The sequence below is a fragment of the Chitinophaga eiseniae genome (genome assembly GCF_012641265.1).
Classification (GTDB): domain Bacteria; phylum Bacteroidota; class Bacteroidia; order Chitinophagales; family Chitinophagaceae; genus Chitinophaga; species Chitinophaga eiseniae_A.
This window is the reverse complement of sequence record NZ_JABAHZ010000001.1, coordinates 1,639,531-1,660,749: the sequence shown is the minus strand read 5'-3', so window position 1 is coordinate 1,660,749 and position 21,219 is coordinate 1,639,531. Positions and strand designations below refer to the sequence as shown.

Annotated in this window: 15 protein-coding genes; 5 read left to right on the top strand and 10 right to left on the bottom strand. The window is 44.8% G+C overall.

The window, feature by feature from the left end:
* Positions 1-380: 380 nt before the first annotated feature.
* From HGH91_RS06430 to HGH91_RS06420, 3 genes are all read left to right on the top strand, one after another.
* Entirely contained in the window at positions 381-713 is a 333-nt protein-coding gene (locus HGH91_RS06430) for a hypothetical protein (RefSeq protein ID WP_168737595.1), read from the top strand.
* A 403-nt stretch (positions 714-1,116) separates the two neighbouring features.
* Positions 1,117-2,667 (top strand): TlpA disulfide reductase family protein, encoded by a 1,551-nt coding sequence (locus HGH91_RS06425; RefSeq protein WP_168737594.1) that lies wholly within the window; start codon positions 1,117-1,119, stop codon positions 2,665-2,667.
* A gap of 83 nt (positions 2,668-2,750) precedes the next feature.
* Positions 2,751-4,019, top strand: a complete 1,269-nt coding sequence (locus tag HGH91_RS06420; RefSeq protein ID WP_168737593.1) for a hypothetical protein — start codon at positions 2,751-2,753, stop codon at positions 4,017-4,019.
* 35 nt (positions 4,020-4,054) lie between these two features.
* Here HGH91_RS06420 and HGH91_RS06415 read toward each other — a convergent pair whose 3' ends face one another.
* Both HGH91_RS06415 and HGH91_RS06410 read right to left on the bottom strand, forming a co-directional pair.
* Positions 4,055-4,564 carry a lipocalin-like domain-containing protein gene (locus tag HGH91_RS06415; RefSeq protein ID WP_168737592.1) on the bottom strand — a complete coding sequence of 170 codons (510 nt, stop codon included), beginning with the start codon at positions 4,562-4,564 and terminating at the stop codon, positions 4,055-4,057.
* A 6-nt stretch (positions 4,565-4,570) separates the two neighbouring features.
* A complete protein-coding gene (locus tag HGH91_RS06410; protein ID WP_168737591.1) occupies positions 4,571-5,137 on the bottom strand; it encodes a short chain dehydrogenase in 567 nt (188 codons plus the stop codon).
* An 86-nt stretch (positions 5,138-5,223) separates the two neighbouring features.
* Here HGH91_RS06410 and HGH91_RS06405 point away from each other — a divergent pair, with 86 nt between their 5' ends.
* On the top strand, positions 5,224-6,069 hold the full coding sequence (locus tag HGH91_RS06405) for an AraC family transcriptional regulator (RefSeq protein ID WP_168737590.1): 846 nt from the start codon (positions 5,224-5,226) through the stop codon (positions 6,067-6,069).
* 80 nt (positions 6,070-6,149) lie between these two features.
* On the opposite strand, the gene HGH91_RS06400 is transcribed toward HGH91_RS06405, so the two are convergent.
* A complete protein-coding gene (locus HGH91_RS06400) occupies positions 6,150-7,808 on the bottom strand; it encodes a RagB/SusD family nutrient uptake outer membrane protein (protein WP_168737589.1) in 1,659 nt (552 codons plus the stop codon).
* Positions 7,809-7,819: 11 nt separating this feature from the next.
* Entirely contained in the window at positions 7,820-10,987 is a 3,168-nt protein-coding gene (locus tag HGH91_RS06395; RefSeq protein ID WP_168737588.1) for a SusC/RagA family TonB-linked outer membrane protein, read from the bottom strand.
* Positions 10,988-11,289: 302 nt separating this feature from the next.
* Here HGH91_RS06395 and HGH91_RS06390 point away from each other — a divergent pair, with 302 nt between their 5' ends.
* A complete protein-coding gene (locus HGH91_RS06390) occupies positions 11,290-12,039 on the top strand; it encodes a DeoR/GlpR family DNA-binding transcription regulator (RefSeq protein WP_168737587.1) in 750 nt (249 codons plus the stop codon).
* Here the strand turns inward: HGH91_RS06390 and HGH91_RS06385 are convergent.
* The 6 genes from HGH91_RS06385 to HGH91_RS06360 all read right to left on the bottom strand — a co-directional run bounded on the left by HGH91_RS06385 (position 12,012) and on the right by HGH91_RS06360 (position 21,206).
* A complete protein-coding gene (locus tag HGH91_RS06385; RefSeq protein ID WP_168737586.1) occupies positions 12,012-12,911 on the bottom strand; it encodes a helix-turn-helix domain-containing protein in 900 nt (299 codons plus the stop codon). The two genes, HGH91_RS06390 and HGH91_RS06385, sit on opposite strands and share 28 nt — an antisense overlap.
* Positions 12,912-13,027: 116 nt before the next feature.
* Positions 13,028-14,623: a RagB/SusD family nutrient uptake outer membrane protein gene (locus HGH91_RS06380; RefSeq protein ID WP_168737585.1), complete on the bottom strand. Its 1,596-nt coding sequence runs from the start codon at positions 14,621-14,623 to the stop codon at positions 13,028-13,030.
* An 18-nt stretch (positions 14,624-14,641) separates the two neighbouring features.
* On the bottom strand, positions 14,642-17,956 hold the full coding sequence (locus HGH91_RS06375) for a SusC/RagA family TonB-linked outer membrane protein (RefSeq protein ID WP_168737584.1): 3,315 nt from the start codon (positions 17,954-17,956) through the stop codon (positions 14,642-14,644).
* 222 nt (positions 17,957-18,178) lie between these two features.
* Positions 18,179-19,357, bottom strand: coding sequence for a FecR family protein (locus tag HGH91_RS06370; protein ID WP_168737583.1), 1,179 nt, complete (start codon positions 19,355-19,357; stop codon positions 18,179-18,181).
* A gap of 90 nt (positions 19,358-19,447) precedes the next feature.
* A complete protein-coding gene (locus HGH91_RS06365) occupies positions 19,448-20,053 on the bottom strand; it encodes an RNA polymerase sigma factor (RefSeq protein ID WP_168737582.1) in 606 nt (201 codons plus the stop codon).
* Positions 20,054-20,435: 382 nt separating this feature from the next.
* Positions 20,436-21,206, bottom strand: coding sequence for an SDR family oxidoreductase (locus HGH91_RS06360; RefSeq protein WP_168737581.1), 771 nt, complete (start codon positions 21,204-21,206; stop codon positions 20,436-20,438).
* Positions 21,207-21,219: the final 13 nt, after the last annotated feature.

Sequence of the window (21,219 nt, the reverse complement as noted above, 5' to 3'; positions counted from 1 at the left end):
ATAACGTACATTTTTAGTTGTGTATTTATCTATTTTTATATTAGTACTACGGTAAGAACCCAGAATAAAATAAGTGTTGCCCACGGAATAGTTTAAGCCCTATTAATAACTCATTTAATTCCATATGTTATGCAAACAATAGTTGACCCATCTTGAACTGCAATAGTAATGATCCTATTTCATGTTAACCTTTTACATGTATAAGCCAATACGGTATTCCATATATGGTGGATAGGATTTACTCCGATTTTTTTGAACAATAGATGCAAATGGAGAAAGCAGATATTTTCAGCTGCCTGGAATTTACCAGGTAAAGCCCGGAAATATTTACAGTCTGCGTAGAATGTTTCAGATTATGTACCCATAAAACTTCTAATTTAATGGCGATTTTAAAGCATATAAATCGATTAAAATACATGGATTTTATGATTAAGAGGAGGGCGACCGGAGATCTGGACAGTTTCGCCCGTAAAAATGGATTATGTAAACGGGCGATGACAGGTGTTATTGGTGAAATGAAGGAATTGGGTTTTCCAATTAAGTATGATAGGGCGAGAAATACATATTATTATGAAGAGGAAGGACAGATGGTTAGAAGTTTATTTAGTAAAGAGGGACGACTTCTAACGAATGACCAGCTAAGAACTATTGGTAATTATGATAAATTATGCTTTTCTGAGGCGTATGTATTTGAGGTTTGCCAGGAAGGGTAGCGTTTTTTCTCATGGCAAAAATACTGCCACGACTGCGGGTATTTTTGAGTTGTCAATTAATTACTTTACCAAGTTAAACAAATTTGAATTTATGAAAAAGCTAAAATTAAAAGCACTGGAATTGGGTGCAAAAGAGTTGTTTACCAGGGATCAAATGAAACATGTAATGGGCGGATCTGGCGGTACAAAGGATTGTACTAACGATTGCGGAGATGGATTGGGAGAGTGCCCCGATGGACAATCTTGTAAGTCTCAATTGTGTGACAACGGGAATTATTATGTTAGGGTGTGCGTATAATTTGCACTTATTACAGGGCGACCAACTTTAGGTTGCCCTGTAATATAGCTTGGATTTGAGCAACTAAGGGCTTTATAATACATTCAGTTTGAAGGGGTTTTAGCTATGACGGAAATATTTTCAAATGGCAGTATTTGTCAGGATATTAAAAAAATGTTTAACGGTATTGTCAGGATAATTTTGATCCTGGTATTTTTCAAAAATATTACCTCAGCCCAGGTGCCAGTTCGAATGGGGACTGCCACTGCAGAGGAAATAGCGATAGCAAAGGGTGTAGTGGAAGGGAATTTGGACAGTGTTAAGGCGCATAATGTCTACATTTACGCCTTGGGCTTGAATAATCCTTTATTGGTGGACCAGTACGATAGGTGGATACAAAATAATCCCAAAAACAAGATTATTCCTTTGACAATCGGCACAGCCTATTATAATGCAGAAATGCCACAAGCAAGGAAGTTTCTGCTTGCTGCCAGCAAGTTGGATTCCAATAACGGAAAAATTTGGTTTATGCTGTCGGGGGATGCCTGGATGAGGGGAGAAACTGATTTATCAAGAGAGTATTCGCACAAAGCTACACTAGCTGATTCATTGAATGCTAATTATACCGCTTATGAAGTTATGTCATCGCAAGATGTAAATGATAGCATTTATAAACTGAAGGTACTTGATTTTGTTAAGCGTTTTCCCGATAATGCAAACGGTGCTAAGCTGCTATATTCATTGGCCTTGCATAGTAAGCGTGTACGCGACAAGATTAATTATTTTGAACAACTTCGTAAATACTATCCTCCGGAGAAATTTGATAGATCTGCTGCTGGCATGGTTACATTGGCTGATATTTACTTACAAACTGATCTTGTTAAAGCAGCAGACTTAATAAATGAGATGGGGGAGAAAGGAGAGTGGGGAATCAGGAAGCGGCTTGTGCAAGGATTAATCAGAATAGATAGCCTTTCGGCGGTGCAAGATTACAAGCAAGCTAATATAGAACTTCAAGCGTTGCAACTTCCCCGATTTAATTATCTAAGGGACTTTCTGGCGTTGAAGAAAGCGTATTTTTTGGATAGAGTTGGTGAAGTAAAACGTGCTTATGATAGTCTGATAGTTGTTTATGCGAATTTTCCCACTGACCAGGTTTATGCTGCACTTGAGGCATATGGGAATAGAATAGGAAGGAATAAGCAGCAGCTCGATAATGACATAGCGGTTATCAGGGATCGCTCTGCGGTTGATGCATATCCTTTCGAACTTGGACGCTATTCTGGTAACGGAGCGTTGCGGTTAAGTGATCTTAGAGGTAAAGTAGTATTATTGACGTTCTGGTACCCGGGTTGTAGTCCATGTAGAGCCGAGTTCCCATATTTTGAGGCTGTAGTTAATAAGTTAGCGGATAAAGACCTGGTTTATATTGGCGTTAATGTAGTTCCGGAACAGGATGACGTCGTTCCAGCCATCATGAAGAATAACAAATATTCATTCATTCCCCTCAGAGGTACATCTGCCTTTGCAGACAAATATTATGGTGTAAAAAGTGAGCCGGAAAATTTCCTGATTGACAAATCAGGAAGGATAATCTTCAGAAAGTTCCGTATTGACGAGACTAATCAGCGAACATTGGAGTTGATGATAATGTCATTGTTACGCCAGGACAAATAGTATGTATAAAAGAAGTCAGAAAGAATGCCTTATTGCTGTCAATCCAGGAGTCACAACCTGCTTGATAAATAGACAAGATGTATATGATTCAACCCATCCCAACCCGTGTAATTAACTTAAAACATCGCGTAGATAGAAAAGAACACATTGAGTCACAATTCTTAAATAAACAAGAGTTTGCTATGGAGCTGATCGAAGCCAGCGAGCATTCGATTGGGGCGGTGGGGCTATGGTTGAGCATAAAAAGGGTTGTTGCCTGTGCGAAAGATGAGGGGTTATCATACGTTCTAATCTGTGAAGACGATCATGAGTTTACCGGGAATTATTCTCCGGAATATTTGAACTGTTGTATTGAGGAATGTGCTAATAGGGACGGAGATATACTGCTTGGCGCTGTTAGCTGGTTCGATAATGCCATACCTGTCAGCGATAGCTTGTTCTGGATTGACAAATTTACCGGTGCACAATTTCTTATTATTTATGAGAGATTTTATGAAGTAATTCTTCATGCGCCCTTCGAAGTTGGCGATGATGCTGATCTCAAAATAGCAGCACTTACCCGGGAAAAATATCTTATAAGCGCACCAGTATCTAAGCAGGCAGAGTTTGGATATTCTGATATAACACCTGGTAATGGAGAGTTTGGCAGAGTAAGCAAATTGTTTGAAGCAAGTACTGATTGGATGAATATATTGATAAAAGTGGTTAAGGATTTTCAGGGAGATAATGATTCCGGACAGGATGTTGATATTTCGGACGTTTTAATTCCAGTCTATGCCTTTGTTTCAAGTGTTGAGGAAAAAGCAAGACTTGTCATTGAATTTGAAAATCGAAGTGAATTTGAATTGTTTTATCAGGTTAGTAAATCAGTAACCGAATTACAACGAAGATTTGAATTTTGGAATTGGCTAAGAGATATTATATTATTATCAAAAGAGAACCAGGATGATCTTATAGTTATTTGCACTGAAAAACACTCTTTTACTCCGGGTTATTCCAGGAATCAATTGTTGCAACAGATTATTTGGGCGCACCGCCGAGGGGTAGATCTAATGATGCTGGGATGTAAACATTTCTTTCGCGCAATTCCGGTAGGTGAATCTCTTTTTTGGCTTTCGGACGGGAAATCAGCACCGCTTTTTATTCTATATAAGAGTATTTTTGAAAAAATTTTAAAGGAATCCTTTGATCAAAATGTCGATCCAGTTGATCTATTAGGGGAGCTCACGTCCAGAAAAATACTGGTGTTTCCGTTTACTTCTATAGATGAAACAGATTTTCGGGAATTTGAAAATGCCGGTAAAAATCTGAAAAGATTGTTAGATGTGGCGACTAGATTCGGACTTGTTTAAAATTATCTGTTTACGCATACGGCATGAGCCACCCGCTAATCTTTCCTCCATACAACTTTCGCCACCGCAGCCCCTCCGCTTGTAGGTGTAGTGACAGTATACGTCAGCAGGTTATTTTTCAATGAATAGGTGCGCACTTGCGCCATTCCCTCCCAATTTGGATAGAACGCATGCTGGACACTGAATACAATGATTTGTTTGTTTGTGTCAATCGTATAGGTGCCAAAATGAGAATTATTTCCCCGCACTAACGCTGTATTTTCTTCCGTTGTAGCCTTATCTTTATCATTGGCCAGCACTTTACTTCGATCGGCCTTTAATATCTGGATCGCATACTTTCCTGTCTTTGTAAAAATGAGCATTCCTACGGGATGTTCGCCATAGGGAGAAGTTTTACTGCCATCAGCCTTTATATTTTCAACCGAGACAAGCGACCAGGTGCCCCAAAATTGTTTCTGGCACTGATAAATTGACATTCCTTTATTATCTTGTCCCTGTGCAAAAGAGAAAGACATCGCAAAGATTAGATATACTATATGCTTCATTTTGAATTATTGTTTATTGTAACCGACTCTTATGATTTCCCCGTTTATTGCTGTTTCAAGACATTTAATATAAGCGGCTATTAATTCATCCCCACCAATATCCGAAACTTTAGAAGGGCTGATAACATTCAGTCTTATTCCCCTGGGCATTTCCTGCGCCGCAGCCATTACAAAGCTATTGATCGCGCCATTGACAAATGCTTTTCCCGACGAACCTTTAGCAGGGAATTCGCCCATTTTTCCGGATATAAGTGTGATCGAACCATTATCCTTCAGGTACTTCATGCCGGAAAGTACCAGGTTGATCTGTGGCCATAGTTTTTGCTGAATACCAACCATGAATGGCGCTTTATTCATTGCAGACAAGCTATTTGTGATACTATCGCCAGCAGTGCAAATGATCGCATCAACATTTGATACCTGTTTAAATAAACTTTCCAGGGCGGTTTCTGAAGAGATATCGGCCATAATAGCCCCGGTATTTCTTCCCACTGTGATGACTTCATGGTCTCTCAGTGCCGCTGTAACTATCTTACCAATAGCGCCGCCCGCACCAATCATTAAAATTTTCATTGTAGTAAAATTTATATTGACAAAAATATACAAGGTTGGTGTTGCTCCAGTTGTACATTATTGCGCTAATTTTGTATTTTTATAACATGGGACGGGAAACTTTACACCAACAATATGAAATTGAATGGAAGGAATTACAGTGCTTCGAAAAGCCTTTAAAGCGCAATAATTTCTTTGAACTGATCTATGTTATGGAAGGGACCGGCGTACAGTTTGTCAATAATCACCAGTTTAATTACCGGAAAGGAAATTTGTTTTTATTAACCCCACAGGACATCTACTCTTTTGACATTGACCAGAAAACCAGCTTCTTTTTTCTAAGATTTAATGAATCATATATCAGGGAAAAATCAGGCAGGGATCAGGATACGGTAACACACGTGGCATATATTTTACAAAATGCCAGCCATAGGCCAGGGTGTATCTTAAAAAATAAAACAGACAAACCTTTTATTTTTTCACTGGTAAATGCTATTCTTGATGAACAGACCAGGCAACAGATATATTATACACGCATTTCAGAACAAATTGTCAGTACCATCATTACTGTTGTAGCAAGAAATATTGCATTAAAATTGCCCAAGAATATAAAGGAAAATACAGGTGAACCTATTTTGGAAATATTGAATTATATACAGGTGAACATTTTTGAACCCGGGAAGCTTAAAACTGAAAATTTAAGCCGTCATTTTAATATTTCAACAAATTACCTGGGCAGGTATTTCAAAAAGCAAACCGGTGAAACATTACAAAGCTATATTACTCTTTACAAAGTCAGATTAGTGGAAACCAGGCTATTGCACAGTGATATGCGTATGAGTGAGATTGCCTATGAGCTTGGATTTACGGACGAAAGTCATCTAAACCGTACTTTTAAAAAGTATAACAGGATAAGCCCTACGGAGTTTAAAAAGACCGGGAAGAAGCAATAGGTATAAAACATAACAACATTCAAAACAGCCGTTTCTGACCATCGTCAGAAACGGCTGCCTTGTTTTAATAACGCATGCTGCTACCAGCCCGGGTTCTGCGATAAATTACCGGATGGATACAAGGCTATCTGTCCGCTTGGTATCGGCTGGAAATAATTCTTGGGGTCAATGAATGTGCGTTGAGCAGTGGTGGCGGTATAGGGCATAATATAACCATCTGCATCTCTCAGCACTTTTCCATTGTCGGGCACTTTAGCGCCGCGCCAGATATCTTTGTTGCTGGTATTCAAATAGCTGCCTTTGGCCCAGCGCATCAGGTCCTGGAAGCGGAAGCCATCGAATAGTAATTCTGTTCTTCTTTCTCTCCTGATTTCCCAGATGAGGGAAGGTACCGTCGCATCTTTGGCGGGATCTGTATAGGTGGCGCCATTCACCGCTACTTGTTGCGCACCTTTATACTGCAGCGGAGGGATGGCTGCGCGAACGCGGAGCAGGTTAATGGATTTGTCGAGATCCGCCTGTGAAAAAGTATATTGGCCAAGATTGTCCAGCTCCGCTGCGGCTTCCGCGTAGTTTACCAGTACTTCTGCCAGCCAGAAGAGGGGGGCATCTGTATCGTTGTAGGGAGCCAGCACATTGGCTACAGCGGGCTGCAGGAATTTGGCAGGGCGATAGCCGGTGCTGCTGCTGCGGCCACTTACCAGGTTACCGTTGTAGCACAATACCGTATCAATGGACTGGAGCAGGCGTTTATCCCTGTTAGTGCGGGTATTTGCCAGGTTGTCATCGCCTTTGTAGAGTGGCGATAGTCCGATGGGTAATCCGTCTGAACAGAGAAAGGCGTCGATGGCCGATTTACTGGGGCCTGCCATGGGCGTGCTGCTGGTTAGGTAGCCTATCAATGAGTGGGTAAGATACCCAGGCAGATATTTTTTGTATAGCAGTACTTCCTTGTTACCCGCGAGGTCGAGTGAGTTATAAGTGGTTACATAATCGGCATTTAACACGGCGCCGGATGCCATCACTTTTTCGCTGGCATCTTTGGCCGCCAGCAGGAATTTGGCTGCGCCGGCAAGTTGCGGGTTGGTATGATATTTACGCCAGGTGCCTTCGTACAGGCATATCCGTGATTTGAGCGCCAGGGCAACATTCCGGTTGATGGTGTTGTCCTGGTCTTTTACCCTGATATTGGCGGTGGCAAAATCCAGGTCTGCCAGTACACTGTCCATCACCACGGTGCGGGGATCACGGGGTTTATAGATATAGGCAGTGTCGCTGATGTCCATCGATCTTCCTATCCAGGGCACATCTCCATAATCTTTTACGCGGTTAAAATAGACGAGGGCGCGGAAAAAACGCGCAACGCCCTTCCAGTGATTTTTAGCTTCATCTGAAATAGGTACCTGGTCTATTCTTTCCAGCATGATGTTGGCTTTGCGGACATCTTTAAAGTCCCAGGCGGCGGAACTGGCCGGGACGTTTTGTGTGAATTTTGTGAAAGCCGTGCTGGCCTGGTCATCGGAAAAAGAGGTGAAGTAAAAGTCGCCAAAGCTATTACCATTGCCATAGCCCAGGAAGTTTTCATAGAATGGCCAGTTGTACGACCGGATATTATCTTCCGACCGCCAAAAGGTGTTGTCGTCAAACTGATCGGGTAAGCCTTTGTCTACATATTTTTTACAGCCAACGACTGTCATCAGGCTTGTTAATATAACTGGTAAGAATATACGCTTTTTCATGGGTTGTTAGTTTAAAGGGTGACCTGTAATCCGAATGACCAGGTTTTTTGAAACGGCCACGTTCTGCCGAAAATGTTTCCTTCGCCGGTAGTGATTTCCGGATCCAGTGGTACGCCTACATTGGAAATGGTGGCAATGTTTTGTGCGCTGCCGTATATCCGTAATCGTTGCAGATGGATCTGCTTAGTGATACTGGTGGGCAGGGTATATCCCAGCGTGATATTCTTCAGGCGCAGATAGGCGAGGTTCAGCAGGTATTTCGATTGCGGATAAAAGTTGTTGCCGCCGGACAATAAACCGGAAATTTTACCATTGGCATTGCCGGGATATGGCCGCGGATAGTAGGCGTTGGTGTTGGTGGGCGTCCAGTAGTCCAGCTGGTGTTCATACATGATATCACCGGCGCGGTACAGCGGCAGGGTTACATCTCCCAGTCCCCAGTAATTTACTTTACCCACACCCTGGAATAATACATCGATGTCAAATCCTTTATAGGTGCTGCCTAGGCGGAAGCTATACTGGTAGCGGGGGAGAGAGTTGCCGAGTAGCTTCAGGTCGCCGTGGTTGCTGCGCGTCACCTTTCCACCGTCGATGACGCCGTTACCGTCCAGGTCTTTATACTTAACGTCGCCCGGGCCGAATACGAAGTTACCGTCTGCCAGTTTCGACTGATCGGGTAGTTTACTAAGGTCATCATCTTTCGTAAAATAGCGGTCTGTTTCAAAACCCCATATTTCTCCGAGCATCTTTCCTTTATAGTTCAGCGATAATAATTCGGATGGGTTATTCCATTCTGTAAACATTGTTTTGCTGTCCCAGAAAGCAACGGAGCCATAAAATGCCCATTCTTTGGTGATATTGTAATTGGCATCTATTCCGATTTCATAGCCGCGGGTGCGAAGAGCGCCATCATTTTCGCGGGGGGCATCTGTACCAAAGGTAGCCGGTACGGCTTTGTTGGTAAGCATATTGTCGGTATTGCGTTGGTACCAGTCAACGGTAACGCCTATATGATTATTAAACAGACTGATGTCGGTACCAATATCGAGGGAACGTACTCTTTCCCAGGTAAGGGATGCTGCTACTGCCCGGGGAGCGCCTACGCCGGAAGCATAGTTTCCGCCATTCATCCAGTTGACCTGGGTATTGGTGGTCATAGCAGGTACGTACCATTTCCCGCCCATGTCCTGGTTGCCCAGGGAGCCGTAAGATGCCCTGATCTTCATATCAGACAATACCTTTTTGAAACGGTCCATAAATCTCTCTTCTGTGAGGCGGTATCCCACAGAAGCAGATGGGAAGAAGGCCCATCTGTCGGCCAGGGGAAAGGAGGAGGCGCCATCGTATCTGCCATTCAATTCCAGTAACCATTTATTTTTGTAGCTATAGTTGATTCTGCCAAAAAATCCCGCATACGCATTCGCCAGGTGACTGCCCGATACAAGCTGGTCGCCGCTGGCCAGCGGAATTTCCGCTTTGGTAGGGTCTAGTGGATTGCGGCGGTAGGCGCTGTAGTTCAGGGTATCCACGTCTTCCGCATTGATGCCCGCAATAAATTTCAACTGGTGATCGGCACTTAGTTGCTTATCATAGGTAGCATACAGGTTAAATGTGTTCACTTTATAGTTGCCGGCGGCATAGCCTACCACATCCTGTGAGGCTGAAGCAATATTGTTGAATGGCATACCGGCAGCCCAGAAGTCCCATGCCATTACCTTGCCGCCTACATCGTGACGGGTGATATTATCGCGGCCGATGGTATACTCTGCGCGAACGTTCAGATTTTTTGTCAGCTTCAGGGTAGCGCCGAGGTTTACGCGGGTATAATTGTCGGTAACGGTGCTGGTGTTGGCGTTTGCCAGGTATCCCGGTGTGTGGTGGAAATATTTTCCCTGGTAGGTGCCGTAGGGGAAGTATGCGCCCCAGCGCCACATGTACTGAAAGTAGTTCTGGTATTGGTAGGGATAGTCGTATTCAAAGTTGCGGTACATCATGCGCACATCCATGTCCAGCCATTTGGTAACGGACGCATTGACGCTACCGGTGATGTTGTATTTTTTTACGTTATCCGGGTTCATTTTCAGGATGCCGCCGGAGTTGCTGTATCCACCGGACATGTAGTAGGATATCTTTTCGCTGCCGCCCTGTACGCTGATGTTTTGAATTTGCTGTGGCGTATATTTTTTCAGCATCATGTCTTTCGCATCCCATACCCGGTAGAAATAAGCAGGGCCGCCATTGGGATCAATTTCAAAATCTTCTCCCGGCACCATTTCAATGCCTTTGCGGTTATTTGCGTATTTCTGCTGCCAGTTTTGGATGCCATCGCGCAACTTGAGTAGTTGCATACCGAATAACTCCGGCGAGGTAGTACCTGCACGCACACCGGCGTCGTATAGTCCTGTCAGCTCTTTTACCGGGTCTGCAAAGTTGGGGAGGGCAGTGGGGGTACTCCAGGCAAAGTTGTTGGAGTAACGTACCCTGGTAGGCATATTGCGGAGGCCTGTTTTCGTTTTGATAAGCACTACTCCGAAGGCGGCGCGTGCGCCATAAATAGAAGTAGAGGCAGCATCTTTCAGGACGGAAATGCTTTCGATATCGTCGGGGTTGATCATGGTAAGGTCGGGCGTTTCTACGTTATCGACCAGGATCAGCGGACGTCCGCTTCCGTTCACAGAGCCAACACCACGAATGTTGATGGCGGGTGACTGGGTAAGTCCTCCATTGGAATAGGTGATGTTGAGGCCGGGAACAATTCCCTGCAAGGCTTTGGATGGATCTGTAATGGGCCTGCTTTGCATAGTTTTGGCTACATCTACGGTGGTCACAGCCCCGGTGAGATTGGCTTTTCGTTGGGTGCCGTAGCCTACCACGACCAGCTGTTCCAGCGAATGTTCATCAGGATCCATGGCGATCCGGTATTCTTTTGTAGTGCTTAAAGGAAGCGTTTGTGATTTGTAACCTACAAATGTTACCTGTAAGGTAGTGATGCCGGCTGGTACCCGCAGTGTAAATTTCCCTTCTGCATTAGTAACAGTACCGGTTTTACCGGCTAAAATAGTGGCCCCTATAATGGGTTCCTGGCTGCTTTTATCTATCACGGTACCTGAAATGCTCTGGGCCCAGGAACCGGCATAAAACAGCAGGAAGACGAAAGTGATGAGTATCCTTTCTTTCATGTTGGGATGGTTTGAATTTTGGTTGAACAAGTGGTTATGCTAACAATAAATTGAATTACAATGCTTTATTTTTGGATAAGTTTAGATTTATTAGTCTACAGGATTCGTTTTCACGGAACTTCACTGCAATTTTATTGCAGGTATTTGCGTTTTATTGCATGAATATATAACACAAATGCGATATTTTGTATTAATATCTGTTTAAACGCGTTTTTATTATATTTAAAACATGCTAAAACACGCATAATCAGATTGGATTACTTTTTTTTAAATTTGTGCCGGTTTAAAAACATATTCCACTAATGTTGAAAGACGAACGTCAGGCCTTTATCATGAGGCAGATCAATCTCCACAATAAAGTATTGTCAACAGATATCAGCGCTATGCTGAACATTTCGGAAGATACCGTTAGGCGTGACCTGAAAGAGATGGCGGAAGACGGGAAGGTGTTAAAAGTACATGGCGGTGCCATCAGCCGCTCTTTTCATTATCCGTTTAATGCAGATAATGCCGTGTATGCACAGGCGGCAAAACAACAGATTGCCCAAAAGATCATTAAACTCCTGAAGAATGATATGGTGGTACTTACCGGTGGCGGCACTACCATGATTGAACTGGCGAAGAGTATCCCCGACAACCTGCGCGCCACCTTTTTTACTATCAGCCCCCTGGTGGCACTGGAATTGGTGGAACACCGCAATCTTACCGTTATCAGCATTGGTGGCCAGCTTTCACCCAGCTCACATGTACATATGGGCGCGAGTGTGATCAACCAGCTGGCAGATATTAAGGTGGACCTTTGCCTGCTGGGCGCCAACGGCTTCTCGGTACAGGATGGCATGACAGATTCTGATTGGGAAGTGGTACAGGTAAAAAGAGCCATGATCCGCGCTGCTAAAAAACTGGCCATCATCAGCATCGCAGAAAAACTGAATTCTTCTCAACGCATGAAAGTATGCGACCTTAACCAGATCAACTACCTGATCACAGAACTGGCCCCGGATAATCATTTTCTTTCTCCTTATCAACAACTGGATATGGAATTGCTTTGAGAAATTTCCTGGAATGCACGGTACTGTTTTAAAAACTTGCTGGGAGGGAGTCCTTTTACCTCTTTAAAGTGCTTATAAAAATTAGAAAGGTTATGGTACCCGCTTTCATAACAGGCCCCTGCTATGTTATGCTTACCTGCCAATAATAGCTTAGCTGCATGACAGATACGAATCTCTTTTAAAATTTCGACAAATGTTTTGTCTGTTTTTTTTCTCAGGTAACGGCAAAAGCCACTGGGAGTCATATGAATGACCGCTGCTGTCTCCTCCAGGGTGATGTCATTCCTGAAATTTCTATATATATAATCAAAAATGCGCGTAAGCTGTTGATCGTGGGCCGAGGCTTCCCTGATTTTTGAAAGAGGTGACGCGAGCACTATATTTTCTTTCGAATGAGCAAGTACATCCAGCAACTCTATCATCCGGATGATTTTTAAAAGCCCGCTTGCTTCCAATAATTGCTGTAATATTTTCCGGACCCGGTTAATTGTGTCACCAGAAAACAAAATACCACCTAATGCCCTATCAAACAATAGGTTTAGTTCCTTTGCCTCCGGCATCTCCAGGAATTCCCTGCCAATAAAATAAGGGGAAAAATGTACGATGTAAGCAATTGGAAGCTGTGTACAATCCCGTACACGATGGTATTGCCAGCAATGTGGCAGATAGCTGCCTAAGAGTACCAACTCTGCTCCATTAATATCAGCGATATGATCGCCGATAAGCATTCGGCCCTTGTAGTTCTCCAATAGTATAATTTCAAAATCTACGTGACTTTGAAGTGTATTATACTCTCTTTTTCCAAGTATATCTTTTTTTGCAGTAAATGATTGATCTGGGGGAAATGTGAAACTTTCATATAAATATTTCATACTGACGGTTGATAATTTATTGGGGCAAACAAAGAAGCCGGTTCTGACTTGAGCCGGCTTCTTTGCGCTTCGCGCAGGTACTATCACTACATGCGCTATCTCCAATTACACACGGATTAGTAATTGGGATTTTGTTTCAGGTTTTTATTCAGGTCGATTTCCTTTTGAGGAATAGGCCAGAGATAGTGTTTGGCGGGATCGAAATTGCGTGGGCTGCCCACCATTATTCTCGACGACGGATCGAGCGTTAATGCGCCGGTATTGGGGTCTACTGTACCTTTCAGGGAACCTGTCACCTGCCCCTTTATAACTTCGTCTCCAATCTTCCAGCGTTGTATATCATACCAGCGTAAACCTTCCAACGCAAATTCCACTCTCCGTTCACGCCGGATCAGTTTCCGGAGGCTTGCCTGGTTGTTATAGATGGTACGGTCTACAGTGGGCATGCCCGCACGTGTACGTACTTTATCGATGGCTTCGTACACGGACGCATCTATCTGCCCTGCTTCTATTTTCGCCTCTGCATAGGAGAGGAGTATTTCTGCATAACGGATGACCATGAAGTTTAATCCCACATTCCAGATATCATCAAAATCTTCCGAGAGATGAGAGATGAATTTTTTGCAGATATAGCCGGTGGGGGGACAGTTACCGTTCTGATAATAATCGGGAGACTTTTCTCCCAGGGGATCGAAGTAACTGTTTTCCCATTTTAACCCCGGACGTAGTATCGTTGCATCCAGGCGTGGATCCCGGTTGGCATAAGGTTGTACCGGGTTGTAACCGGACGCCGGATCGTCGATGGTCTTGCCGCTTTTCATTTCATAAGCATCCACCAGGTTTTGGGTGATGGCAACAGAGCTTTGCCCGCTCTTGGAATTAGGAGGCAGCACTCCGAGGCCGTCAAAGGTATTGTACGTTTTCAGGTATTGTATATCGAGTATTACTTCCTGGTTGCCCATCGCTAAAGGACGGAACAGGTCACTATAGTTGTTATATAAATCGTAGGCGAAAGGAGAGGTCATGAGTTGCTTGCAGGTGGCAATACAACCCGTGTAATCATTATTAAACAACTGGACACGTGCGGCGAGCGCTAGTGCCGCTCCCCGCGTGATGCGTCCCTGGTCTGCAGTGGAGTAGCTCAGTGGCAGATCACCGGCAATGGCGTTCATTTCCGCCAGCAGGAATTTTATTATTTCCTGCCGGGGCGTCTGGCGCACCAGGTTAGCACTGTCTATCAATACGGTGTGCAGTACCAGCGGAACATCGCCATATACCTGGCTCATAGCAAAGTACTGGTAGTCCCGCAGGAACCTGGCTTCTGCTTTCATCCTTTTTTTCAATGCAGGATCGATTGGGGTATTGTCAATGTTTTCCAGAAACCAGTTACATTTTTGAATGGTCTTATAATCCCATCTGTCGGCAGATCCTGTATTTACGGGAGTGGCGTTGCCCTGCGTTACCGGCTCGTAGCCTTCCCAGGGATATTGATCGTATGCATTGTCGGTAAAACAATCGTTGTAGATAATATTGTAGCCGCTTTCCCAGCCATGGTAGCAGCCGTTGAGCGCGGCAGTGGCATCACTGGCGGAAGTCCACAGCGTACCGTTGCTATAAGCATCCAGCGGCGCTTTGCTGAGAAAATCTCTTTTACACCCTGCCAGGGCCACTACAGCCATGACTAAGCCAGCTATTATTTTGTTACGTTTCATGATCATGATTTTTGTTGATTAAAAGAGCACGTTTATCCCAACGGTGTTGATTTTTACCTGGGGATAGCTATAGCCTGATTCAGCCTGCGGAGCTTCCGGATCTACCCACTTATAAAAGTTGGAGAAAGTCAGCAGGTTTTGACCGCTGTAGTAAACCTTGATATTATCAAGACCAATACGGTGTACCCATTTTTGGGGCAGGTTGTAGCCCAACTGCAGATTTTTGAGGCGGAGATAGGAAGCATCTCTTATCCAGAAAGATGATGGCATGTTGCTGGGCCCATTGTTTTTGTAAGAAAACCACAGGCGGGGGAAAGTAGTGGAATGATGCTCCGGCGTCCACCGGTCAAGAAAAGCGGTGGTGGGTTTGTTGCTGTTAGCGCCTACGCCACCCAGCATGTTGGACTGTACATAGTTCTTTACGCCGAGCGCTCCCTGGAAGAAAGCGCCCAAGTCAACACCTTTCCAGTCGAGATGAAGATTAAACCCGAACGTAGTTTTAGGGAAATAGCTACCCAGGTAGGTCCGGTCGGCGCCATCTATTTTACCATCGTGGTTAAGATCTTTATACATGAGATCTCCCGGAGCGATTACGCCACCTGTTTGCTTGGCGTGTTTGGCGACTTCTTCTGTTGTCTGGAAAATACCTTCACAAACATAGCCATAGAACGCATAGATCGGGAAACCTACCTGTTGGAAAGTACCACCGCTGATATAAGGGCCGCTTCCTTTGAGATCGGTGATCCGGTTGTTGATGAAAGTGGCATTGGCATTTATGCTGTAGTTGACCTCGTGTATATGTCCGTTGTAGCCGGCAGAAAATTCCCATCCCTTGTTGGTGACAGCGCCTGCATTCTGGTAGGGGGCTGACAGGCTGTAAGGTGCTCCTATAGGCAATTGCAGCAAAATGCCGGTGGTGTTACGGATAAAGTAACCTCCGCTGAAAGTTAATTTATGCTGTAACAGGGAGGCATCCAGACCGAAGTCGGTAGTGGTGGTTGTTTCCCAGGTGATATTGGCGTTAGCGCCGGTAATAGGAGCTATCCCCGAAGCGATGATGTGATTGAAGGAATAATCCTGTCCCGGAGATACGGTTGAAATAGCGGGGTAGTTACCCACTACATTCTGATTACCCAGCTTACCCCAGGTGCCTCTGAGTTTCAGGTCTGAGATCAGTTCTTTTAGCGGCTCAAAGAAATTTTCTCTGGCAATGTTCCATCCGCCGGAGAAAGAGGGGAACAGGCCCCATTGGTTTGTCGGTGCAAACCGGGAGGAGCCATCGTAGCGCAAACTGGCCTCAAACAGGTACTTTTCATCATAGTCATAGTTGAAACGTCCGAAGAAAGACCGGAGTGCTACCTCATTGGTAAGCCCTTTGCTGGTTTGTCCTGCCGTAGGCCCCGCATTTATCTGTGAAATGGCATTGTTCAGGAAGTTCTCCCGGTACATGGAATTTTCCCGGTATATAGTAGATTCTTGCGATCCTCCACCCAGTACGCCGAGATGATGGGCTCCGAAGTGCGTGGTATATTCGAGTATCGCCTGCAGGTTAGTATAGGAGGTATTGTCGTAGCTGTTGGTAAGGTTATTAGGTCCCTGGTATTTTGTTGGTCGTCCTGAGTTCGGATCGTAGAACTGGATATCCTTTACAAATTTTTCTCCCTGGTCTATATTGAGCCTGTATCCAAAAGTGGGCTTGAAATGGAGCCCTTTCGCCAGGAGGATGTCTGCACCGGCATTTCCCGTAAGGGTATAACGTTGGGTGCGGTTGAACGAACCTAACTCCAGCGAGGCGATAGGATTTCCATTGGGACCATAACCATAATATCCATTGTCGAATTTATAAGGTACCACGTTGGATATCTGGTTAGCGACAAATGTGATAAGCGACAGGCTGGAAGCGCCGGGGTAGGAGCTGATCGGTTCATTGAACGGGGAGTAGAGATAGCCAATGTTGGCAAATACACTGGTGCGTTTACTGATATTAGAACTGATGTTTACGCGCGCGCTGAATTTCTTATTATTGGTTCCTTTGATGATCCCTTCCTGGTCGAGATATCCCAGTGAAACCATGTATTGCGTTTTTTCATCGCCTCCATTCAGGCTCACATAGTGGTTGTGTTGTATGCCGCTGCCGCGGTACAACAGGTCCAGCCAGTCGGTATTGGGATGTGCGCCGGTTTTATCGCTGCCATCGCGGAACTGCTGTATATCTTTGTCGGTCCATTTAGTCGGTGCGCCTTCGTTCGTAAGGGCTTCATTGTAGAATGCTGCCTGCTGCCAGGATGGGAGAAATTCAGGCAGCCTGGTGGCATGCTGTTTACCCAGGTAGGCATCGTATCGCACCTGCAGCTTTCCTTTTTTTCCTTTTTTGGTGGTGATGAGCACTACGCCGTTTGCTGCCCTGGAACCGTATATGGCAGCCGATGCGGCATCTTTCAGTACAGAAACAGATTCGACGTCGTTGGGATTTACATCGCTCATAGAACTGATCAGTCCATCTACCACTATCATCGGGTTGCTGTTACTAAGTGTACCAATCCCTCTTATTTTGATAGTGCCTTCATCTTTTCCGGGCTGACCATTGCTCTGCATAACGGTTACACCCGACATGGTACCTTGTAATGCATTGGTAACATTGGTCAGGGGCCGGTTATCCAGTTCCTTCGAGGAAATAGCCGATATGGATCCGGTCAGGTTTGTTTTCTTTTGTTTGCCGTAGGCTACAATCACCAGTTCCTCCAGCGCCTGGCTGGCAGGACTCAGGCGTATCTCCAAGGGTTGGGTAGCGCTGTTGACATGCAGCTGCGCGGTGTATTTTCCAAAACCGATCAGGGATACCTCGATGGTGTAATCACCTTCAGGGACCTTTTCCAGGAGAAATTTCCCCTGGGCATCGGCGGCCATCCCTTTTTGGAAATCTTTGCCTTTCAGTAATACAGAGGCGCCCACCAGGGCGGTTCCTTTTTGATCCGTTACTACGCCGGATACCGGGAAAGAAGCACTGGCGGCGGCTGTCGGGGTCCGGGGCATTATCTTATCTGTATTCCTGTTTACCACAATTACCTGGTTGGTGATCTGGTAAGACAGCTGTTGGAAGTTCAGGCATTCGGATAGCACCTTCTCCAGTGGTGCATTATCTTCGTGTAAGGTAACAGGTTGGGCATTGTCGAGCAATACCTTTTCTACCATAAATGAAAGACCTGTTTGCTGCTTGATGCGTTCAAACACCTCTTCCAGCTTACAGTTTTTTTTGTTGATGGTCACCCGCTGGGAAAAAGATTTGGCGCTGATAGGTAGCGCGGCGGCCATCAGCCAGACAGTAAGTTTCATGATCGTCCATAGTTTTAAGGGCCAATGCGGGGAAACGCTTTGGCCTGATGCAGTAAACTTCATAACTTAGTATGGTTTTGGGTTTAAATGTGAAATAATCCGTTTTGTCATTTTGCGATTTGCCTGAAATGTTTGCCGGCGGTGAGTTCCAGTCACCCCGGCTTTTTTTATGGCATTTTGGTTGATTACCCTGTCATCTGGCGTTTTAGTTTGATTAGAAAATTATTTTGGTCCCGGCATGACAATGATCTTTTTACCATCGATTCTGAAATGAACATGACGGGTTACCTCCAGGACCTCTAATAGTTGTGATACATTATGTTGCCGGGGAATTACCCCGTAGAATTTATTTTGTGGAATGGCTCCTCTGTAAACAATCTCTACATCATACCAACGGGCCACTTGCCGCATAATAGAGGCGATATCGGTATCATAGAAACGAAATTCTCCTTCTTTCCAGGCCAGTACTTCTTTCATATCTGCCGGTATGGTGTGGAAGTTGTTTCCACCATTAGGTAAAATAGCCTGCTGTCCGGGTTTGAGCTGCTGGTTACTTTCTCTGCAGACAACTTTTACCACCCCATCTATCAGCGTTGTTTTGATGCTGTTTTCGTCTTTATAGGCCATAATATTGAAAGTGGTCCCCAAAACGAGTACCTGCATGGCGCCGGAATTAACTTCGAAAGGTACTGCCGCATTTTGCGCCACTTCAAAGAAAGCCTCGCCGTCTATGTCAACTTTTCTTTTATTGCCGGAAAAGGATAAAGGGTAGTGGATAGAGGAGGCGGCATTGAGCCAAACACCTGTTCCGTCCGGTAGCGTAACATGATATTGACTTCCCGGTGGAATGGTCAATGTATTGCAGGCATCCCCCAACGTATTATCTCCGCTTCCTGTATAGGAGAGGGAGCCATCCTTGTTTTTTATTACCTGCATGTTGCCCTGTTTGGCTATGGTGCCGGTAGCCTGGTCATTAAGCAACAGGTGTTCGCCGTTGGAGAGCGTTAGCACGGCTTTGTTATTTCCGGCTGTTGCAATTACATGAGGTGTGATAACAGGCCTGACTTCGGTTGTTTTGTGAGTCAGTAAACGGAGCCCCAGCAGCATCAACAGCGATGCGGCAATTTTTCCCCAATTATTTTTCAATATCGTTACCACCCGATGGTTCACCGGTTGCCGGTGTTTTTCCAATATGCGTTCCAGTATGCGGTTGCCATCAGCATCTGCCGTGGTATCTTGCTCCAAAACATTATTCCAGGTGGTTTTGATGCTTTCCGGAAAGTCAGCGTTGGCATCCATGGCGCGTATTAGCGCCCAGAGTTCATCTAATTCCACTGCTGTGATGGAATCAGACAGGTATTTATCGAATAAAAGATGTAAACGTTCTTGTGGGTTGTTCATGTTAAGTTACCTTCTGTAAACATAACAGACGTAAAAAAGAGAAGGTGGTAGTATCGGGGTAAGAAAAAAAATGAATTACAGTTGGCGGCCTCAAAGAATATCGAGGATCATGCCGTCTACTCCCTGCTTGCGGAGGAATGTCCGGATGGATTTAATGGCATTGGACATCGTTTTTTTAACTGTATGTGGTGACATATTTAATCGCCGGGCAATTTCTTCGTGTGTGAGTCCCTGTTCCCTGCTGAGCGTGAAAACCAGCTTACGTTGAGGGGGCAATTGGTGAATGGCCTCGCGGAGCAATGCTTTGTACTCTTTTTCTAACAGGTATCCGTCGTTTATTTGGGAGGGGTACCGGTTCAGTTCTAATGCAATTAACGCCTGGATCTTTTTTTCTTTTGCGGCAAACCGGAAGAAATCGATGGCCCTGTTGTAAGTTACTTTAGACAGGAAGGCATCTACATTTTCGATGCTGGAGGCTACCGCCCTGTTGATCCAGAACCGGGTAAATATTTCAGAAAGCAGTTCTTCGGCTGTTTCCCGTGATTTGGTAAGCCGAAGGAGATAGGTGAAAACTTTCTTCCAATAACGTTGATATAATGCAGAGAATGCTCTTTCATCCCCTGACGTGATTCGTTCAAGCAGTATTGTTTCATCTGCCGATTCGTCTGTTGTAATATATAAGGGATGCTCCTTCATAGCAATGATCTGTTAACAACGCATATTATTTTGTCTGTATGGGAGCATTGCCGGTGAACATACCGTTTGTCGGTTGCAGTGGGTCTGGTAGTAGGAGTGCGGTAAGCTGGACGCCTTCTTTCATATCAAGCATTGTCAGGTTTCATTTATATTGTTCACTAATCATTGCTCACCGTTCTTCCATTGGCTTCATAAAATGAAACGACTTTGGTTGATATTTGGTAACAGCAGATTTGCCGCCAGCTGTAACGGGGGTAAAGATATCAAATTCCGGACAGCCTGGGTAGGATGGTCAATATTGCATTGGTATTAGTCAATATTGTTGTATTGTCTGGTATGTTGGGGAACAAACATGGATGAGTTACCAGCCTGGTGGCAGGTATCAGTTCATCAGGCTGATATTAGTGAGACCGCCATCTGAAAGAATCTCCGTACCCACTATAAAAGCCGAATCATCCGATGCCAGGAATACAGCCGCGTTGCCGATATCGGCCGGAAGTCCCTGCCTGCCTACAGGTGTGGTATCTATCCAGGTTTGCTTCACCTGTTCCAGCAGTTCCTGCGGTACAACTTTTTCGAAAATGGGTGTATCAATGGAGCCGGGTGAAAGTGTGTTCACCCGTATTTTTCTTGACAATAAATCCAGCGACAACCCTTTAGCCAGCGATATGATAGCTGCTTTGGCAGCGCTATAAATAGTCATTCCCGGTATAGCACGATGCGCTGCGCTGGATCCGATCAGTATTATAGAAGCACCGTCGTTTAGGTAGGGAAGTGATTTTTGTACCGTGAAATAGGCGCTTTTCAGATTCAAGTCCATATAACGGTCATAATTTTCTTCCGTTACATCGTTTACGGCAGCCATTGGAAAGCCGTCCACAACGCCGCCAGCATTCACCACCAGCGTATCAATGTTTCCAAATTTTTCAGTGGTTTTTTGGAATATATTTTCCAGGTCATTCATAGCGGTTACATCGCCTTTAATGCCGATAAAACCGGTCCCCAGTGCATCTACTGCACTGGCCAATGTTGCTTCATTTCTGCCGGTGATAGTGCCAACAGCGCCTTCGTTCCTGAAAGCCGCTGCAATGCCGAATCCAATACCGCTATTGCCGCCGGTAATTACTGCTACTTTATTCTTTAGTTTACTCATTTTGTTAATGATT